Here is a 17,749-nt window from a genome sequence, read left to right as displayed (position 1 = left end):
GGGCACCGTCACCGCGCACCTTGCTTCCCCGTGTTTTCCCCTATAAGCCCGCGAATCCCGCGTACACACTGGATTTGCGGGTGCTGGCCCGTTGCTTGCATTACCTTAGACATCGAACTTATCTTGACACCCCCTTGGCCGGTGCTAGCATAGCCACATAACTTCGACATCTAAGGTAATTCTCATGAAGGCGACCGGCACATTCTTCTTTGTTGTGGGGCCCAGTGGCGCTGGCAAGGACTCCCTGATCGACGGTGCACGTGCCGCGCTCGATGACGATTACGTTTTTGCGCGGCGCGTCATCACCCGCCCTGACGGCTCTGCTGGCGAAGAGCACGAGGGTGTCACGGAGACCGAGTTCGCGCGGCGCCAGCGAAGCGGAGAGTTTCTGGTGACCTGGGACGCGCACGACCTGCGCTATGGATTGCCCAGCTCCCTGATGCTCGAGCTCGAACGCGGGCGCAACGTCGTAGCCAATGGCTCGCGCGGCGTCATTGCGGAACTGGCGACTCGCTTGCCCCATTTCGTGGTGGTCCTGGTGACGGCACCGCATGACGTGCTTGCCCGGCGCATCGCCGCACGCGGGCGGGAATCGGGCGACCAGGTCGCCAGGCGCGTGGCACGAACGGGAGCCCCGATGCCACCGCACGTTCCGTGTATCACGGTGTCGAACGACAGCACGCTGGAAGCGGGCACGGCACGCTTTGTCGAAGCCTTGCGCAACGGCACCAGGGCATCCGCCGCCGAACGGCCGGCCAGCCGCACCAACCTGATGGCCAAGCTGCGCGGCGAGCCGCTCGACGAAACTGCCTACGTTGCCGTGCTGCAGGACGCCATCGCCGGGCGGTACACCGAGGCAGAGCTGACCGAGTTCCTCGTTGCCGCAACCCGCACGCTCACCGACGAGGAAGTGGTGGCACTGGCACGCGCGCGTACCGCCTTCACACCCCGCATCGACTGGGACGAACCGGTAGTCGTCGACAAGCATTCGATGGGTGGCGTTCCCGGCAGCCGCATCACGCTGATCGTGGTGCCGATCGTCGCGGCCTACGGGCTGGCAATGCCCAAGACATCGTCGCGCGCGATCACCTCTGCCGCCGGCACCGCCGATGCCATGGAGACCATCGCACGGGTCGACCTGGCGCACGAGGACGTGCGCCGATGCGTGGCCCAGGCGCGCGCCTGCATCGCGTGGAACGGACGGCTGAACCATTCCGTGGCCGACGATGTGATGAACGCCATCACGCGGCCGCTGCGGCTGGATTCGCGGCGCTGGTCAGTGGCGTCGATCCTGTCGAAGAAGTACACCGCCGGCGCTACCCACGTCATCGTCGACCTGCCCTACGGGCCGCAAACCAAGCTGGCAACGCGCGCCGACGCCGAGGCGCTGGGCGCACTGTTCGAACACGTCGGCAAGGGACTGGGCCTGCACGTACGTGCACTGGTCACGGACGGCAGCCGCCCGATCGGGCGCGGCATCGGCCCCGCACTGGAAGTGCGCGACGTCCGACTCGTGCTCGACAACGCTCCCGATGCACCCGCCGATCTGTGTGAAAAGGCTCTGCGCTTTGCCGGCGAAATCATCGCATTCGATCCCCGCGTGGACTCCCCCGAACACGGCATGCAAATTGCGACGGCGCTGCTGCATGAGGGCAAGGCCAAGGCGGCGTTCGATCGCATCGCCGCCGCGCAGGGCGCTCGCCCCGATCCAGTGGCGCCGGGTACGCATACGCAGCTCGTTCCCGCCGCCTCGCAGGGCCGGGTGACGGGCATCGATGGCCTGCAGATTTCCGGCGTGGCGCGCGCCGCCGGGGCGCCGCGCGACGCCGGTGCTGGGGTCGACATGCTGTGCGCGATCGGTGCAAAGGTAGCGCCAGGGCAACCGCTCTACCGCATCCACGCAAGCTCCGCTGAAGCGCTTGAGGCGGCTGCGGCACTGGTGCGCGCTGGCGGCGAGTGCTGCCAGGCGGTGCGTATAGACCCCGATTGACCGGCTTTTCCCCTTCCTTCACCCTAACCGACGAGGCATATCAATGAGACCCCTATCCGTCGTCAGAAGTCTGGCATCGCTCCTGTTTGTCGCAGGCAGCCTGGGCACCCTGCCCGGGCGCGCCGAAGCCAATATCGCCAGTACCTTCCCGCAAAAGCCGATCCGCATGGTGGTGACGTTCCCGGCCGGAGGGGGGACCGATTCTCTCGCGCGCCTGATCGGGGCTGACATCAGCAAGTCGCTGGGGCAGCCGGTGGTCATCGACAACCGGCCCGGCGCCAGCGGCAATATTGGCGCGGAGTTCGTCGCCAAGAGCCCTGCTGACGGCTATACGCTGCTCATCGTCAACAGCAGCTTTGCCATCAACCCGAGCGTCTTCAAGAAGCTGCAGTTCAATCCAAAATCCGATTTCAGCGCCGTCATCACCTTCGCTTCGGTGCCATCGGTGATCGCCGTGCCATCGCACTCGAAACTCCGCACCTTCAGCGACCTGCTGACGGCGGGCAAGAGCCCCTCACCCCCCAGCTATGCGTCGTGCGGCAACGGCACCCCGCAGCATCTGGCCGGCGAATTGCTGAAGGTCTCGGCAAGGATGGACATGCTGCACGTGCCGTACAAGGGTTGTGCCCCCGCCATCGCGGACGTGCTTGGCAACCAGGCCGATGTCAGCGTCAACACGCTGACCAACACCATTCCCTATCTGAAAAGCAACAAGCTGCGCGCGCTGGCCGTCACGTCGAAGGCACGCTCGCCGTTCCTGCCCGACGTACCCACCGTGAGCGAGCTTGGCGTGGCCGGCTATGACGTCGACCAGTGGTTCGGCATCCTTGCCCCGGCGAATACGCCGCCCGAGATCGTGCAAAGGCTGAACACGGAAATCGCCAGGGCCATCGCCAAGCCTGAGATCAAGGCATCGCTGACGCAGCTCGGCTTTGCCACGACAACAAGCACGCCCGCTGAATTCCAGAAGCTGGTGAGTTCCGACATCGATCGCTGGCAGAAATTCGCGACGAAGATCAATCTGCTCGTCGACTGACCCACCTGGGGCACCGGCCAGGCCACAGCAGGCGGATCCCCCGACTTCCCGTAGTACACAGTTGCCACGCGGGCGCAAGCCAGCCCCCGTGCGAGCGCGTTCGTGCCTGCGGGATGGCCGCGACAATCCGGTGGCCCCGGGCGCATGCCAACTGGCCATCAGGCCGGATCAGAAGCCGACTGTCGCCGACATCATCAACGTGCGCGGCTCGCCAATGGCCAGGCCGCCATAGCTGTCCACCGCGGCCCAATAGCGGCGGTCGAATACATTGCGCAGATAGAGGCGAAGGGTCGTATCGTTCCCGCCAATCTTGGTCCGGTAGCCGGCGACAGACATTCAGAAGTAAGCATTTATTAATTCTGATGTAAACAACCGTCAATTCAGAATTCAAAGGCGACCTCTTGCCCGCAAGTAAAAAGCTGCGTCCCCGCGCGTATCAAAAACGGAACCGATCTTGTTGTTTCGCATGTTTGCCGAATATACATGTTTGAAAAAGCGTAGAAGAATCAAACTCAATGGCATGGATGGCATATTTGTTGCGCGAGCATTTTCGCGACGCCATCGTAAGCCAAGCCTCCCCGACGGCCGGGCATTTTGAGGATCGGCAGGAACGTGAAACCTGCGATTTGCGCCAGAGCCTTCCTTTTCTGCCGCGGCGCGCCTAAAAAAATTTCGAATCCGGGGCACTTCCGTCAGGAGCCGGCGATGTCCAAGAGATTCTTATTTTTGTTCGCATTTTCGTTCTTACTTGGCAGCTGTGGCGGCGGGGGAGATGACGGCAGCAGCAGCGAGGCAGCGAGTCCGCCGGCGCAAACGCTGACAGTGCCGCTCACCACCGCCATGGCGGCGCTGGCGGCCAACGGCATAACCGCGAATTTTTCCATCTCCGGTTCAGTCGAGAATAAGCCAGTTTCAGGCTCGGGAACGCTCAAGGCGGGGCCAGCCGATTCCGCCACACTGAACAGCGCCGTTGTCCTGAAGACCACCGAAACCGTCACAGGCACAATCATCACGAACGGAAACTCGGAGCCGTTTTCAGGCACCAGGTTTATCTTCAGAAACTCGGCAACCTTTGCCGTGGTCGCTATCGACCAGGGGGCGGATGGTTATGCGGCTTTCGCCGACTACACATTCCCGGCAACCGTAAAGGCTGGCGACTCCGGCCCGCTGGCAACCGCCACGATTTTCTCGGACAACACGCAAGCCGCGAAACTGGGCTCGCTCACCCAGTCCTTTTCCGTGGCAGTCGATTCTGGGGCCACGCTCCTCGTGACATTCCTCGACACAGAGTTCGATAACAGCAATGCCCGGGTCGGAGAGGAGGAAACCACGTTCCGGATCGACACCAGCGGAAATATCAGCTTTGTCTCGTCCAAGTTCACTTTCTTCGGTGCAAACGGACAACCGGTGGGCACGCTGATCTTCCAGTAGAGCGGCCCCGGCTGCAATGCCTCTGCGCAGGGCGGATTCAGTGCCGGATGCCCCTGCCAGAGGCCGCTCACGGCGGGGAGGGCAACAGCCGTTCAGCCTTTCACGCACACCACCTGCCGCAGCGTGTGCACGATCTCCACCAGATCCGCCTGCGCCGCCATCACCGCATCGATATCCTTGTACGCCATCGGGATCTCGTCGATCACAGCGGCGTCCTTGCGGCATTCAACGCCTTCAGTCGCACGCTCCTGGTCGGCCACGGTAAAGCGGCGCTTGGCCTCGCTGCGGCTCATGGTGCGCCCCGCTCCATGGCTGCATGAGCAGAACGACTCCGGGTTGCCCTTGCCGCGCACAATGAACGAGCGCGCTCCCATCGATCCCGGGATGATGCCCAGCTCGCCCACGCGCGCACTGACCGCGCCCTTGCGCGTGACCAGCACGTCGGCGCCGAAGTGGTGTTCCTTCTGCACGTAGTTGTGGTGGCAGTTGACCGCCTCCAGCTGCGCCTGGAACGGCTTGCGCAGCACGCGCTGCGCCGCTGCCAGCACCGCCTCCATCATCAGCTCGCGGTTGCGGCGCGCGTAGGCCTGGGCCCATGCCACGGCGAAGATGTAGTCCTCGTAGTGCACGGAACCTTCGACCAGGTAGGCCAGGTCGCGGTCCGGCAGGTTGGCGAGGTGCTTTCGCATGTCCTCCTGCGCCAGCGAAATGAAGGTTGTGCCGATGGCATTGCCGACGCCGCGCGAGCCGCTGTGCAGCATGAACCAGACTGACTGGGCCTCGTCCAGGCACACCTCGATAAAGTGGTTGCCGGTGCCGAGTGTGCCCAGGTGATTGCGATGGTTGGTGCGCGCCAGGTGTGGGTATTTGTCAGTAATGCGGCGAAAGCCCGGCGCCATCTCGGCCCATGCCGCGTCAACAGGCGCCGGCGCCGAGCCCCAGGCACCCTGGTCGCGCCGCCCGCCTTGCGCGGTGCGGCCGTGCGGCACGGCGTGCTCGATCGCGCTACGCAGCGGTCCGAGGTTGTCGGGCAGATCAGCGGCGGTGAGCGAAGTCTTCACGGCCATCATGCCGCAGCCGATGTCCACGCCCACCGCGGCGGGAATCACCGCTCCCACGGTCGGGATCACCGAGCCGATGGTCGAGCCCTTGCCCAGATGTACATCCGGCATCACCGCAAGATGGCGGAAGATAAACGGCATCTGCGCCGTGTTCACCAGTTGCTGGCGGGCAGCGCTTTCCACCGGGACGCCGCGCGTCCACAGCTTGACCGGCTTGCCGGCGCCGGTGTCCAGCACGTCATAGTGGTGCTTGTCCGTCATGACCGCCCCTGGCTGTCTCGTCGCGGATTGCAAGTTAGACGGCCGGGGCCAGTCCAGGATTCCCTGCCGCCCAACTCAACCCAGCAAGAAGCTGCCAAAGGCGCCCAGGTCGACATTGCCGCCCGAAATGATGGCCCCCACGCGCTTGCCCGTCACATCCAGCTTGCCGTGCAGCACCGCGGCGGCGGCCAGGCAGCCGGTGGGCTCGACCACGATCTTCATGCGCCCGGCAAAGAACTTCATGGTGTCGACCAGTTCGGCATCCGACACCGTAACGATGTCCGTCACCAGCTCGCGGATCACAGCAAAGGTGTGGTTGCCCAGGAACGGCGTCTGCGCGCCGTCGGCGATGGTGCGCGGGGTGTCGATGCGGACGATTTCGCCGCTGCGCAGGCTGCGCTGGCCATCGTTGCCGGCCTCGGGTTCGACGCCGTACACGGCGCAGCCGGGCGACATCGCCTGGGCCGCCACCGCGCAGCCCGACAGCAGCCCGCCGCCGCCCAGGCACACCACCAGCATGTCCAGCGGGCCGGTTTCCTCGAACAGCTCCTTGGCCGCCGTGCCCTGCCCCGCCATCACATGCGGGTGGTCATACGGCGGGATCAGCGTCATGCCGCGCTCGGCGGCGATGCGCCGGCCCAGCGCTTCGCGATCGTCCTGGTAGCGGTCGTACAGCACCACTTCGGCGCCATAGCCGCGCGTGGCTTCGATCTTGATCGCGGGGGCGTCCTGCGGCATCACGATCACCGCCTGCACGCCCAGCAACCGGGCCGACAGCGCGATCGCCTGCGCATGGTTGCCGGAAGAGAACGCCAGCACGCCGCCCGCCTTCTGCTGCGGCGTGAACTGGGCGATGGCGTTGTAGGCGCCGCGGAACTTGAAGGCGCCGATGCGCTGGAAGTTCTCGGCCTTGAAGAACAGCTGCGCGCCGGTGGCCGCGTCCGCGGTGGCAGAGGTCAGCACCGGGGTGCGGTGGGCCGCCGCGCGGATGCGTTCGTGGGCGGCGGCGACGTCGTCGAAGGAGATAGGCAGGGCGGTCATGGCGGTGGCAAGGAAGCTGGGACCGGCCAGTTTACCCGCCCCGGGGCCACCTTGCAGCCACACCGCCCCGGCCTGGCGCTATGCCGCGGCCAGCCTGTGCGCCGCGCGCCGCTGCGTGGCCAGCGTATCGGCACCCAGGTGCGAGGCGCCGCCTTCGCCCGGCAGGCGGAAGAACGCCACCACCTCACTGAGCTCGCGGCCCTGCTCTTCCAGCGCACGCGACGCGTTGGCCGCTTCGTTCACCAGCGACGCGTTCTGCTGCGTCACCTGGTCGATCTGCACGATGGCCTGGTTGACCTGCTCGATGCCGCGGGTCTGTTCAGCCGACGCCGTGGCAATCTCTTCCACGATGCCGGTCACGCGCGCCACTGCCTGGGTCACCTCGGCCATGGTCTGGCCCGCCTCTGCTGCCAGCGACGCACCGTCGTGCACCTGGCGTCCCGACGCCTCGATCAGGTCCTTGATCTCCTTGGCCGCGCTCGATGAGCGCTGCGCCAGGCCGCGCACCTCGCTGGCCACCACGGCAAAGCCGCGGCCCTGCTCACCGGCACGCGCAGCCTCCACCGCCGCGTTCAGCGCCAGGATGTTGGTCTGGAAGGCAATGCCTTCGATGATGCCGGTAATCTCGGCGATCTTGGACGAACTGGCACTGATGTCCTGCATCGTGCCGACCACGCGCTGCACCGTGGCGCTGCCGCGCTGCGCCACGTCGGCCGCACTGCGCGCCAGCGCGCTGGCCTGGCGGGCGTTGTCGGTATTCAGGCGCACGGTCTCGGTCAGCTCTTCCATGCTGGCCGCGGTTTCTTCCAGCGACGCCGCCTGTTCCTCGGTGCGGCTGCTCAGGTCAGCGTTGCCGCGCGCGATCTCGCTGGTGCTCACGGCAATATTGCCGCTGCCTGCACGCACCTGGGTGACGGTGGCGGTGAGGCGCTCGTTCATGTCGCGCAGCGCGGCAAGGAGGCGACCGGTCTCGTCATGGCGATCCACCTCGATGCGCGCGCCCAGGTCGCCGCTGGCCACGGTGCCGGCCACGTCCACGGCACGCTGGATCGGCCGCGTGATGGCACGCGTGATCAGCAAGCCGCCAACGACAGCGATGGCCGCCGATACCAGGGAAATCAGGATCAGCAGGTTGCGCTGGCGCTCATAATCCGCCTCCAGCCTGCGCTCCATCTCCTTCTGGCGCGCCAGGGTGAACTCGGCGTAGGCGTCGGTCGCCTTGATCAGCGCCGCCAGCAACGGGCGGCATTGCTTGTCGATACGGGACACGGCTTCCTCGATCTTGCGCTCCACCGCCAGGCCGACGATGCCCGTGGCGACCGGGCCGTACTGCGCCTCGACCTTTGCCACCTCGTCCACCAGCTTGCGCGCGTCGTCGCTGATGCCGGACTGGCGCACCATCTCAGTCAGCCGCGCCAGCCGAGTCTGCACGTCCTGATGCGCGCGCAAGGCATCGGCCTTCTCGCGCTCCAGTTCCGCCGCATCGGTCACCAGCACCAGGTTGCGCGCCGCGATGGCACGCCGGTCCACCGCGCTGCGCACTTGCGCGGCCATGTCCGCGCGGGCATTCAGCCCGTTCAGGTAGTCATTGAAACCTGCGGTCGCATCGCCGAGCGCATGCAGCGAATACGCGGACACCACCAGCACCATGCCCGCCAGCGTGCCGAACCCGGCCAGCAGCCGCGTGCGGATAGACAGACTCCTGAAATTCATGATCACTCCCCTTACCGCCCAATAAGACGTATGCGCTTCGTTTGTTTTGAATCCAACCCTGCATGCCCGACTGCTGCATGCAACACTGCGCGCCCGTTCCTGCTGGTCGGCTCGGCGTCCGCGATCCGGCCGGGGTACTTTGCCCTGGCCACTTTCCGGCGTATCCGTGCTCTTTGTTGCGCTGGCTAACGGACGCGACGGGCCGAACTGATCCCTACGAGAGAGGGGGTTGGAGGATTGCCAGTTGTGGGGATTGGACTCAAGGGTGCACCTTGAATCACACATGAGCGACTAACGCAAGAGGCCGTGGACGCACTGGAGCTGTTCCAGCCGAACGGGACGCTCCTTGCATTGCGGGTGCAGCCGTAGCGCCCGCAAGCTACAGTCGACCACCTCTACGGGAGCACAACATGAATTGCGCACTGCTCATCATCGATTTCCAGGCTGGCCTGGTCGATTCGGCACCGTTGCCAGGCGATGCCGCCGCGGTTGCCACCAATATCAACACCCTGAGCACACGGGCCCGTCAGGCAGCCGTGCCGGTCATCTTCATCCAGCACGAGAATGAGGACGCCCTGCGGCAAGGCTCAACGGCGTGGCAACTGTCCGCCGGACTTCAGGTCGAACCGGGTGACTACCGGATCGGCAAGCGCACCCCTGACAGCATTCTGCGCACTGAACTCCAGGCGGTCCTTGCTGAACATGGTGTGAAGCATGTGGTCGTGTGCGGCTATGCCACCGAGTTCTGCGTTGACACCACCGTGCGCCGCGCGGCGGCGAATGGCTACGCGGTGACCATCGCCGCGGACGCGCACACAACGCATGACAAGCCACACGCCGACGCGTCGCGCATTCGCGAGCATCACAACGCGACGTTGTCGAATATCAGGAGCTTCGGCCCGAAGATTGCCGCGCTGAATACCGATACGATCGATTTCCGGTCGCTCGCGCGGCCTCTGGATTGACCCAGCTTAATCCGCCCGAATCCCCCGCTGGCGGATCAACACACCCCACTTGTCGGTTTCCTTCGCCAGGTGCTCGCGCAGCACCGCCGGCGAACTGCCGATCGGCTCGGCGCCGATCAGCGCCAGCCGCTTCTGCACGGCGGGCTTGCGCAGCGCCTCGAGCATGGCGTGGTTGAGCGTATCGATGACCGGCTGCGGCGTCTTCGCCGGCACAAAGGCGGCGAACCACGGCGACAGCTCATAGCCCGGCAGGCCCGCTTCCGCCACCGTCGGCACATTGGGCAGCGCGCTGGAGCGCTTGCTGGTAGTGACCGCGATCGGCGTCAGCTTGCCCGATTCGATATGCGGCTTGGCTGAGGTGATGCTGTCGAACATGTAGTCGACCTGGCCGCCCAGCAGGTCGGTCATCGCCGGGCCGCTGCCCTTGTAGGGGATATGCAGCATGTCGACGCCGGCCATCGACGTGAACAGCTCGCCCGCCAGGTGGATCGAGGTGCCGTTGCCGGCGGAGGCATAGGTGTATTTGCCCGGCGCCGCCTTGGCGTGTGCCACCACGTCCTTGACGGTGCTTTCCTGGCGCCGCGCCTTGTTGGCCACCAGCACGTTGGGCACCACCGCCAGCAGTGACACCGGCGCGAAGTCCTTGACCGGGTCGTAGCTCAGCCGGCCGTACAGCGCCGGGTTCACGGCCATGCCGTTGGCGACGATGATCAGCGTGTAGCCGTCGGCGGGCGCGCGCGCCACCAGCTCGGCGCCGATATTGCCGCCGGCGCCTGGGCGGTTCTCGACCACGATGGCCTGGCCCAGCGTGCGCGACATGTCTTCGCCCAGCGTGCGCGCGATGTTGTCCATGGCACCGCCCGCGGGGAACGGCACGATCCAGCGGATCGGATGGTCGGGATAGGCCGCGTGCGCGGCCGGCGCGGCGAACGACAGGCCGGCAGCCAGTGCCAGCGCCCCTGCGCGGCCGGTGCTTGCCAGCCGCTGGAATAACGTCTTCATTAGTCTCCTCACTTGATGCGTGCAGGCACCGGTGTGCCATGCGGGGGGGTGAGCTGCCTGCCAGTTCAGCCGCGCCGGTAGTGCGCCAGCTTGTCTTCGTCCAGCGCCAGCCCCAGGCCGGGGCCTTCGGGCAGGTGCAAGCTGAAGTCGCGGTACTCGGGGCGCTGCTGCACGATATCGTCCTTGAGCAGCAGCGGACCGAACAGCTCGGTGCCCCAGGCCAGCTGCGGCAGCGTGCAGAAGCCATGCGCCGCGGCGATGGTGCCGACGCTGCCCTCCAGCATGGTGCCGCCGTACAGCGCGATGCCGGCGGCGTCGCCCACCGCGGCGGTGCGCAGCATGCCGAAGATGCCGCCGGCCTTGGCGATCTTCAGCGCGAACACGTCGGCGCCGCCGATGCGCGCCAGTTCCATCGCGTCTTCCGGGCCGCACACCGCTTCATCGGCCATGATCGGCACCACGAAGCGCGCGGCCAGCCGGGCCAGCGCCATGCGCTGCTCACGCGGAGTGGGCTGCTCGATCAGGTCGATGCCGGCGGCTTCCAGCATGGCGATGCCGGTGGCAGCGTCGGCCTCGTTCCAGGCCTGGTTGACGTCGACGGTGACGCGCGCCCGGTCGCCCAGCGCGCGCTTGATCGCGGCCACGTGGGCCACGTCGTCGCGCACGCTGCGCCGGCCGATCTTCAGCTTGAAGGTATGGTGGCGGCGCTCGGCCAGCAGTTGCTCGGCCTCGGCAATGTCGCGGGCGGTGTCGCCGCTGGCAAGCGTCCACAGCACCGGCAGTGTCGACCGCACCGCGCCCCCCAGCAGCGTGGCCAGCGGCACGCCCAGGCGCTTGCCCTGCGCATCCAGCAACGCGGTCTCCAGCGCGGACTTGGCGAAGCGGTTGCCGCGCGCGACCTTGCCCAGGCGCGCCATCGCGGCATGCACGTTGGTGGCATCCTGGCCGGCCAGCGCAGGGGCCAGGTAGGTGTCGATGGTCAGCTTGATGCCTTCCGGGCTTTCGTCGCCATAGGACAGGCCGCCGATGGTGGTGGCCTCGCCGATGCCCTCCACGCCGTCGCTGCAGCGCAGCCGCACGATCACCAGCGTCTGCTGCTGCATGGTGGCCATGGCCAGCTGGTGTGCCCGGATGGTGGGCAGGTCCACCAGGATGGCTTCCACCGAAGTGATAGTCGTGGTCATACCTTGTCGATGCAAATTGATAATTGAAGCCAAGTATGCGGCTTGACTTTGCCGGCGTCCAAGACCGATGATGTCTCAATCGATACCCTGCAGGTATGGAAACAGGACACCAATGGAACTCCGGCACCTGCGTTATTTCCAGGTCGTGGCCCAGGAACTGAATGTCACCCGCGCCGCCGAGCGGCTGCATATGGCGCAGCCGCCGCTGTCGCGCCAGATCCGCCAGCTGGAAGAAGAAGTGGGCGTGGCACTGTTCGACCGCATCGGCCGCGGGCTGCGGCTGACCGAGGCGGGCCGCTTCCTGCTGGAGCAGACCACCCAGCTGACGCAGCGGCTGGAAGAAACCATCGAGGGCACGCGCCGCATCGGGCGGCAGGACAAGCGCTGGTTCGGCATCGGCTTCGTGCCGTCGGTGCTGTATGGCGTGCTGCCGGAACTGATCCGCGAACTGCGCGAATCAGACCGGCACGACCAGCAGGTAGAGGTAGGACTGGCCGAGATGATCACCGTCGAGCAGATCGAGGCGCTCAAGGCCGGCCGCATCGACCTGGGCTTCGGCCGCATCGCGCTGAACGACCCCGCCATCCGCCAGCAGGTGGTGATGGCCGAGCCACTGGTGGCAGCGCTGCCCGCACGCCTGCCCGCGCCCCGCCGCAAGGCGCTGACGCCACAAGCGCTGGCGGCGCAGCCGTTCATTCTTTACCCGGCCCGGCCGCGGCCCAGCTATGCCGACCACCTGCTGTCACTGTTCCGCGCGCAGGGCCTGCAGTTGCGTGTGGCGCAGGAGGCCAACGAACTACAGACCGCGCTGGGGCTGGTGGCGGCCGGCATCGGCATCACGCTGGTGCCGGCGTCGATCCAGCGCCTGCATCGCGACGACGTGCGCTACTGCCCGATCGACGCGCCGGGCTTCGTGTCGCCGGTGATCATGAGTTATCGCGAAGGCGACACGTCACCGTTCCTGGCGCGGGCGGTGGAATGGGTGATGCGGCACGGACAGTAAGCTACATCAGGTGCCGGTGAACTGCGGACTGCGCTTTTCCTTCCAGGCCAGCGCGCCTTCGCGGATGTCCTGCGACTGGGTGGCCCGGCTGATGTCGCCAGCCAGCGCCTCGGTATCCAGCGCGCCGCGTCCGATCGCATTCAGGTGCCGCTTCATGCCTTGCACCGCCAGCGGCGCCAGCCCCGCCACCGTGTCGCTGAGCTGGTCGGCGCGCTCGCGCAGGCGCTCCGCCGGCAGCAGCTCGGTCAGGAAGCCGCGGCGGAACATCTCGTCGGCGTCGATGCGCTCGGCGGTCAGGAACAGGTGCTTGGCGTGGTTCAGGCCCAGCCGGCTGATATAGCGGTCCATGCCGCGCTGGTAGAAATGCAGCCCCAGCCGCGCCGCGGGCATGAACATGTCCACCGCGGCGGTGCCGAGCCGGAAATCGCACGCCAGCGCCAGGTCCGTGCCGCCGCCATAGACGCCGCCGTGGATCTCGGCAATGGTCACCGCGCGGCAGTCTTCCACCGCGTTGACCAGGGTCTCGAAGCCGGCGCCGCGCTGCCCGGCCGCGAGCCTGCCGATATCGAAGCCGCTGCAGAAGTACTTGCCGGTGCCGCGCAGGCGCAGCACACGCACGTCGCTGTCGTTCACGGCATCGACGTGCCGTTGCAGCTCGGCCAGGTCATCCGGCCCGAGGCGGTTGGCCACCTCCGGGCGGCGCAGCGTGATCGTGGCGACATGACCGGCAATGTCGAGCGAAGGAAGGGAACCATCAGTCTGCATCGGGAATACTCCAGGTAGGGATCATTGGGTACCGGCCTGCTGCGCGCCACGGCGTGCGAGCGCGCTGTCGAAGCGTTCCAGCTGCGCTAGCGCAAACGCGGGCCGGGCTTGCACGCGTTGCCACCAGGCTGCTACCGCCGGCGCCGCGCTGAGCGCCTCGGGCGCCAGTTCGGCAATGCGCGCGATAAACGGAATGGCAGCGATATCGGCCAGCGTATAGCGCGCACCGAGCAGCCAGTCGCCATCGGCCAGCATGGCCTCCATCTTCGGCACCAGCAACAGCAGCCCGTCCAGCGCGCTGCGCTTCTCTGCATCCGTGTAGGGCTTGCGCGCAATGCGCAGCCATGCCTCGCGGCGCTCCGCGGTCGGGATGCGCGCCAGCCGCTCGGCCAGCGTTGTATCGCTCCATTGCGCGGCCACTGGCTGCAGCGCGAGGCTCCAGTTCAGGATCAGCAGGTTCGGCAAAGACTTCTCGTCGGTCCAGCGCACGAAGTTGCGCATCACCGCGCGCTGGTAGGGATCCGCTGGCCGCAATGGCGGCGACGGCCGGATCTCGTCGAGGTATTCGCAGATGGTGGCGCTCTCATGCAGGAAGCGGCCATCGTCCAGCGCCAGCGCCGGCACCACGCCGTTGGGGTTCATCGCCAGGAAGGCGGGCGTATGTTGCTCCTGCGCCGCCATGTCGACCGGCACGCTGTCATAGTCGATGCCCTTCTCGGCCAGGCACAGCCGCACCCGGCGCGAGGCGCTAGACAACCAGCCATGGAAGAGTTTCATGTTGCTCGCCGGGTTCAAGGGATCAGCACGGCCGAGCCCGTGGTGGCCCGGCCCTCCAGGTCGCGGTGCGCGTCGCGCACGGCGGCCAGCGGGTAGCGGTGGTTGACCTCCAGCCGCAGCTGCCCGCCCGCGACCGCGGCGAACAGCGTGGCCGCGGCATTGGCCAGCGCCTGCGGGCTGGCGATATAGGTGCGCAGCGTGGGCCGCGACACGATCAGCGAGCGCGCGTGCAGCAGCTGCAGGTCGAAGGCCTCCACGTCGCCCGACGCGGTGCCGTAGTTGATCGCCATGCCGCACAGCCGCAGGCATTGCAGCGACGGCACGAACACGTCCTTGCCGACGGCGTCGTAGACCACCGCCACGCCCTCGCCGCCGCTCAGCGCCTGCACTTCGGCCACGAAGTCCGCCTCGCGGTAGTTGATGACATGGTGGCAGCCATGTGCCAGCGCCACCGCGCGCTTGGCCTCGCTGCCCACGGTGCCGATCACGGTCGCGCCGAGCGCGCGCGCCCACTGCGACAGCAGCACGCCCATGCCCCCGGCCGCGGCGTGCACCAGCACGGCGTCGCCTGGCTGCACCGCGTAGAGCCGGCGCAGCAGGTACTCGGCAGTCAGCCCGCGCAGCAGCGTGGCGCCGGCCACCTCTTCCGGGATCGCGTCCGGCAAAGGCACGACCCGGCCGGCTGGCACGTTGCGCGTCACCTGGTAGGCGCCGGGATGCATACAGGCGACGCGCTGGCCAACCTCGAACCCTTCTACGCCGGGACCAACCGCGGTCACCTTGCCGGCGCCAACCGAGCCCAGCGTGACCGGGAACGGTGCCGCGGTGTGGGGGCCATGCGCGCCCTTGCGCTGGTAGATGTCCGCGAAATTCAGGCCGATGGCCGACTGCCGCAACTGCAGTTCGCCGGGACCGGGCGGCGGCACCGTGACCTGGCAGGACTCCAGCACCTCAGGTCCGCCCACCCTGTTAATACAGACAGTATCAGTCAGCATACAAACCCTCAAAACGTGGGCGCCGGTTACGCACGGACGCGATTTGAACCGGCAGTCCTGGCCGTCGGCCGTCTATTTCACATGACTCAAATGGCATTTTCATTGGATCCAGGTGACGCAAATCCGTATGAAAGCCCTCGCAGCCTACGCCATCCCGCTGCGCTTCGCATCATGGAAACTCCGTATACGTATTTTTATGATTGTTATTTGTATACTCAAGGCCAATCCATCGCCAAGGAACTGCCATGACGTCTTTGCCTCCCGGCACCGAAGCCGCCGGGCCTCATGTCCCGCCCGCGGATCTGCCGCTGTCCGGCATCACCGTGCTGGACCTGTCCATCGCCCGCGCCGGCCCGGCGGCGGTGCGCCTGCTGTCAGACTGGGGCGCCGACGTGATCCGCGTGGAGCCGCCCCCGCCGCAGGACCGCGGTTCCGTCACCGGGCGGCGGCGCGGCTCGGACGAGCAGAACCTGCATCGCAACAAGCGCAGCCTGTGCCTGGACCTGAAGACGCCGCAGGGCGCCGAGGTGCTGGCGCGCCTGGTGCGCCGGTCGGACGTGGTGGTGGAGAACTTCCGCTCGGTGGTCAAGGAGCGGCTGGGGCTGACCGATGAGCGCCTGAGCGCGATCAACCCGCGCGTGATCCTGGCCAGCATCTCGGGCTTCGGCCAGGACGGGCCCTATTGCGAGCGGCCGGGACTGGACCAGATCGTGCAGGGCATGTCGGGGCTGAGTTCGGTCACCGGCGAGCCCGGCAAAGGCCCGCTGCGCGTGGGCATTGCCATCTCCGACACCACCGCGGGCATGTTCCTGGGCCAGGGCATCCTGCTGGCGCTGCTGCACCGCGCGCGCACCGGCCGCGGGCAATGGGTCCATACCTCGCTGATCGAGGGCATGCTCAACAAGCTGGACTTCCAGGCCACGCGCTACACCGTCGACGGCGAAGTGCCGACCCAGCAGGGCAATGCGCACCCGACGCTGGTGCCGATGGGCACCTACCGCTGCCGCGACGGCGTGGTCAATATCGCCGCCAGCACCGACCGCATGTGGACCAACTTCTGCCGCACCGTCGAGGCCGGCTGGCTGCTGGACGATCCCGCGTTCCAGACCGCCGCGGGCCGTGCCGCCGAGCGCCACCGGCTGGACGAGGCCATCAACCGGTGCACCGCCGCCTTCAGCGCGGCCGAACTGACTTCGCGCCTGAATGCCGCCGGCGTGCCGTGCGGGCCGGTGTTCGATATCGGCCAGGCCTTCGAGGACGCGCAGGTGCGCCACCTGCGCATGACCCGGCCCGCCGAGCACCCGGCGCTGGGGCCACTGGAACTGCTGCGCTCGCCGATCAACCTGTCGGCGGCGCCGCATCCCGAGCGCTTTGCCCGCGCCGCGCCCGACCCCGGCGAGCACACCGACGAGATCCTGCGCGGGCTTGGCTATGACGAAGCCGGCGTCGCGGCCCTGCGCGAAGCCAACGTGGCGTCCTGAGCGCCAGCGCTCAGGACAACCTAGCGACTATGACAACACGAAGGAGACAACGATGAAACACACTCTCGGGCGTGCCGCGATCGGCGCCGCCCTTGCGACCCTGGCCGCCTTGCCTGGCCTGGCCGGTGCGCAGGACTACCCGACCCGGCCAATCCGGCTGCTGGTGGGCTACACGCCAGCGGGCGCGGCCGACTATGTCGCGCGCGTGTTCGGCGAGGCTCTGTCGAAGGAGCTTGGCCAGACCGTGCTGGTGGACAACAAGCCCGGCGCCGGCAGCACGCTGGCCTCTGCGGCGCTGGCGCAGGCGGCCCCTGACGGCTACACCCTGGGCCTGGCCACGTCCACGCTGTACGGCATCGACCAGCAGCTCTACAAGGCCCGCTACAAGGCGACCGACTTCACCCCGGTGACGCGGCTGACCGTGTCGCCGCTGATCCTGGCCGTCAACAAGAACCTGAACGTCAGCGACATCAAGACCCTGGTGGCCAAGGCGCGCGCGCAGCAGGGCAAGTTCAACTACTCGTCGTCCGGCATCGGCGGCTCGCCGCATCTCGCCGGGCTGCAGTTCGAGAAAGCCACCGGGGTCAAGATGACGCACGTGCCCTACAAGGGCGGCGCACCGGCGCTGCAGGCCGTGGCCGCGGGCGAGGTGGAGTTGTCGTTTGGCACGGCGGCGTCGGTGTTGCCGATGGGCACGCAGGGCGTGGTGAAGATGATTGGCGTAACCACGCCCAAGCCATCGGCGGTGGCGCCGGGCCTGCCGGCGCTGGCGGAGATGGGGTTGCCGGGCTTTGATTTCACCTTCTGGTTCGGGCTGTACGGGCCGGCTGGCCTGCCCGACGGCATTCGCGACAAGCTCTTTGCCGCCACCGCCAAGGTGATGGCCGATCCGCAGTTGCGCGCGAAGCTCGCCTCCAATGGCAGCGAGGTCTCAACCTCGGCGTCGCCAGCGGAGTTCGGCAAGTGGGCCGCGGCAGACGGCAAGTCTGCCGTGACGCGGATCGAGCAGGCCGGCGTCAAGCTGGACTGAGCCCGCCTGACCCG

16 protein-coding genes are annotated in these 17,749 nt (G+C 67.0%); 7 read left to right on the top strand and 9 right to left on the bottom strand.

What is annotated here, in order from left to right; all coding sequences use genetic code 11:
* The first annotated feature begins 184 nt into the window (after positions 1-184).
* Entirely contained in the window at positions 185-1,990 is a 1,806-nt protein-coding gene (gene phnN, locus ACW4E8_RS10855; RefSeq protein WP_456804506.1) for a phosphonate metabolism protein/1,5-bisphosphokinase (PRPP-forming) PhnN, read from the top strand.
* 43 nt (positions 1,991-2,033) lie between these two features.
* Complete coding sequence (locus ACW4E8_RS10850) at positions 2,034-3,026, top strand: tripartite tricarboxylate transporter substrate binding protein (RefSeq protein ID WP_456804505.1); 993 nt, start codon at positions 2,034-2,036, stop codon at positions 3,024-3,026.
* Between the two features lie 168 nt (positions 3,027-3,194).
* Here ACW4E8_RS10850 and ACW4E8_RS10845 read toward each other — a convergent pair whose 3' ends face one another.
* On the bottom strand, positions 3,195-3,362 hold the full coding sequence (locus ACW4E8_RS10845; RefSeq protein WP_456804504.1) for a hypothetical protein: 168 nt from the start codon (positions 3,360-3,362) through the stop codon (positions 3,195-3,197).
* A gap of 369 nt (positions 3,363-3,731) precedes the next feature.
* On the opposite strand from ACW4E8_RS10845, the gene ACW4E8_RS10840 reads away from it, so the two are divergent.
* Entirely contained in the window at positions 3,732-4,457 is a 726-nt protein-coding gene (locus tag ACW4E8_RS10840) for a hypothetical protein (protein ID WP_456804503.1), read from the top strand.
* Between the two features lie 92 nt (positions 4,458-4,549).
* Here ACW4E8_RS10840 and ACW4E8_RS10835 read toward each other — a convergent pair whose 3' ends face one another.
* From ACW4E8_RS10835 to ACW4E8_RS10825, 3 genes are all read right to left on the bottom strand, one after another.
* A complete protein-coding gene (locus tag ACW4E8_RS10835; RefSeq protein ID WP_456804502.1) occupies positions 4,550-5,779 on the bottom strand; it encodes an RtcB family protein in 1,230 nt (409 codons plus the stop codon).
* A 75-nt stretch (positions 5,780-5,854) separates the two neighbouring features.
* A complete protein-coding gene (locus ACW4E8_RS10830) occupies positions 5,855-6,820 on the bottom strand; it encodes a threo-3-hydroxy-L-aspartate ammonia-lyase (protein ID WP_456804501.1) in 966 nt (321 codons plus the stop codon).
* Positions 6,821-6,898: 78 nt separating this feature from the next.
* Positions 6,899-8,533: a methyl-accepting chemotaxis protein gene (locus ACW4E8_RS10825; protein WP_456804500.1), complete on the bottom strand. Its 1,635-nt coding sequence runs from the start codon at positions 8,531-8,533 to the stop codon at positions 6,899-6,901.
* A 410-nt stretch (positions 8,534-8,943) separates the two neighbouring features.
* Here ACW4E8_RS10825 and ACW4E8_RS10820 point away from each other — a divergent pair, with 410 nt between their 5' ends.
* Entirely contained in the window at positions 8,944-9,498 is a 555-nt protein-coding gene (locus ACW4E8_RS10820; protein ID WP_456804499.1) for a cysteine hydrolase family protein, read from the top strand.
* 6 nt (positions 9,499-9,504) lie between these two features.
* Here ACW4E8_RS10820 and ACW4E8_RS10815 read toward each other — a convergent pair whose 3' ends face one another.
* Together ACW4E8_RS10815 and ACW4E8_RS10810 are read right to left on the bottom strand one after the other, a co-directional pair.
* Positions 9,505-10,500, bottom strand: a complete 996-nt coding sequence (locus ACW4E8_RS10815; RefSeq protein ID WP_456804498.1) for a tripartite tricarboxylate transporter substrate binding protein — start codon at positions 10,498-10,500, stop codon at positions 9,505-9,507.
* 65 nt (positions 10,501-10,565) lie between these two features.
* Positions 10,566-11,684 carry a muconate/chloromuconate family cycloisomerase gene (locus ACW4E8_RS10810; RefSeq protein ID WP_456804497.1) on the bottom strand — a complete coding sequence of 373 codons (1,119 nt, stop codon included), beginning with the start codon at positions 11,682-11,684 and terminating at the stop codon, positions 10,566-10,568.
* A 112-nt stretch (positions 11,685-11,796) separates the two neighbouring features.
* Here ACW4E8_RS10810 and ACW4E8_RS10805 point away from each other — a divergent pair, with 112 nt between their 5' ends.
* On the top strand, positions 11,797-12,687 hold the full coding sequence (locus tag ACW4E8_RS10805) for a LysR family transcriptional regulator (protein ID WP_456804496.1): 891 nt from the start codon (positions 11,797-11,799) through the stop codon (positions 12,685-12,687).
* A 6-nt stretch (positions 12,688-12,693) separates the two neighbouring features.
* Here the strand turns inward: ACW4E8_RS10805 and ACW4E8_RS10800 are convergent, their stop codons facing one another.
* The 3 genes from ACW4E8_RS10800 to ACW4E8_RS10790 are packed head-to-tail and all read right to left on the bottom strand — an operon-like array spanning position 12,694 to position 15,224.
* Positions 12,694-13,452, bottom strand: coding sequence for an enoyl-CoA hydratase/isomerase family protein (locus ACW4E8_RS10800; RefSeq protein ID WP_456804495.1), 759 nt, complete (start codon positions 13,450-13,452; stop codon positions 12,694-12,696).
* A 21-nt stretch (positions 13,453-13,473) separates the two neighbouring features.
* Positions 13,474-14,229 (bottom strand): glutathione S-transferase family protein, encoded by a 756-nt coding sequence (locus ACW4E8_RS10795; protein ID WP_456804494.1) that lies wholly within the window; start codon positions 14,227-14,229, stop codon positions 13,474-13,476.
* Positions 14,230-14,243: 14 nt separating this feature from the next.
* Positions 14,244-15,224, bottom strand: coding sequence for a quinone oxidoreductase family protein (locus ACW4E8_RS10790; protein WP_456804493.1), 981 nt, complete (start codon positions 15,222-15,224; stop codon positions 14,244-14,246).
* Positions 15,225-15,469: 245 nt separating this feature from the next.
* Here ACW4E8_RS10790 and ACW4E8_RS10785 point away from each other — a divergent pair, with 245 nt between their 5' ends.
* Both ACW4E8_RS10785 and ACW4E8_RS10780 read left to right on the top strand, forming a co-directional pair.
* A complete protein-coding gene (locus ACW4E8_RS10785) occupies positions 15,470-16,705 on the top strand; it encodes a CaiB/BaiF CoA transferase family protein (RefSeq protein ID WP_456804492.1) in 1,236 nt (411 codons plus the stop codon).
* Positions 16,706-16,757: 52 nt separating this feature from the next.
* Complete coding sequence (locus ACW4E8_RS10780; RefSeq protein WP_456804491.1) at positions 16,758-17,735, top strand: Bug family tripartite tricarboxylate transporter substrate binding protein; 978 nt, start codon at positions 16,758-16,760, stop codon at positions 17,733-17,735.
* Positions 17,736-17,749 lie beyond the last annotated feature (14 nt).

It is taken from the genome of Cupriavidus sp. CP313, from assembly GCF_054072015.1.
This window is presented reverse-complemented; position numbering and strand designations above follow the sequence as displayed.

Coding starts and splice junctions, on each gene's coding strand:
- ACW4E8_RS10810 (WP_456804497.1), bottom strand. CDS start 11,684: ATGACCACGACTATCACTTCGGTGGAAGCCATCCTGGTGGACCTGCCC.
- ACW4E8_RS10780 (WP_456804491.1), top strand. CDS start 16,758: ATGAAACACACTCTCGGGCGTGCCGCGATCGGCGCCGCCCTTGCGACC.
- ACW4E8_RS10790 (WP_456804493.1), bottom strand. CDS start 15,224: ATGCTGACTGATACTGTCTGTATTAACAGGGTGGGCGGACCTGAGGTG.
- ACW4E8_RS10820 (WP_456804499.1), top strand. CDS start 8,944: ATGAATTGCGCACTGCTCATCATCGATTTCCAGGCTGGCCTGGTCGAT.
- ACW4E8_RS10845 (WP_456804504.1), bottom strand. CDS start 3,362: ATGTCTGTCGCCGGCTACCGGACCAAGATTGGCGGGAACGATACGACC.
- ACW4E8_RS10815 (WP_456804498.1), bottom strand. CDS start 10,500: ATGAAGACGTTATTCCAGCGGCTGGCAAGCACCGGCCGCGCAGGGGCG.
- ACW4E8_RS10840 (WP_456804503.1), top strand. CDS start 3,732: ATGTCCAAGAGATTCTTATTTTTGTTCGCATTTTCGTTCTTACTTGGC.
- ACW4E8_RS10850 (WP_456804505.1), top strand. CDS start 2,034: ATGAGACCCCTATCCGTCGTCAGAAGTCTGGCATCGCTCCTGTTTGTC.
- ACW4E8_RS10835 (WP_456804502.1), bottom strand. CDS start 5,779: ATGACGGACAAGCACCACTATGACGTGCTGGACACCGGCGCCGGCAAG.
- ACW4E8_RS10800 (WP_456804495.1), bottom strand. CDS start 13,452: ATGCAGACTGATGGTTCCCTTCCTTCGCTCGACATTGCCGGTCATGTC.
- ACW4E8_RS10795 (WP_456804494.1), bottom strand. CDS start 14,229: ATGAAACTCTTCCATGGCTGGTTGTCTAGCGCCTCGCGCCGGGTGCGG.
- ACW4E8_RS10830 (WP_456804501.1), bottom strand. CDS start 6,820: ATGACCGCCCTGCCTATCTCCTTCGACGACGTCGCCGCCGCCCACGAA.
- ACW4E8_RS10825 (WP_456804500.1), bottom strand. CDS start 8,533: ATGAATTTCAGGAGTCTGTCTATCCGCACGCGGCTGCTGGCCGGGTTC.
- phnN (WP_456804506.1), top strand. CDS start 185: ATGAAGGCGACCGGCACATTCTTCTTTGTTGTGGGGCCCAGTGGCGCT.
- ACW4E8_RS10785 (WP_456804492.1), top strand. CDS start 15,470: ATGACGTCTTTGCCTCCCGGCACCGAAGCCGCCGGGCCTCATGTCCCG.
- ACW4E8_RS10805 (WP_456804496.1), top strand. CDS start 11,797: ATGGAACTCCGGCACCTGCGTTATTTCCAGGTCGTGGCCCAGGAACTG.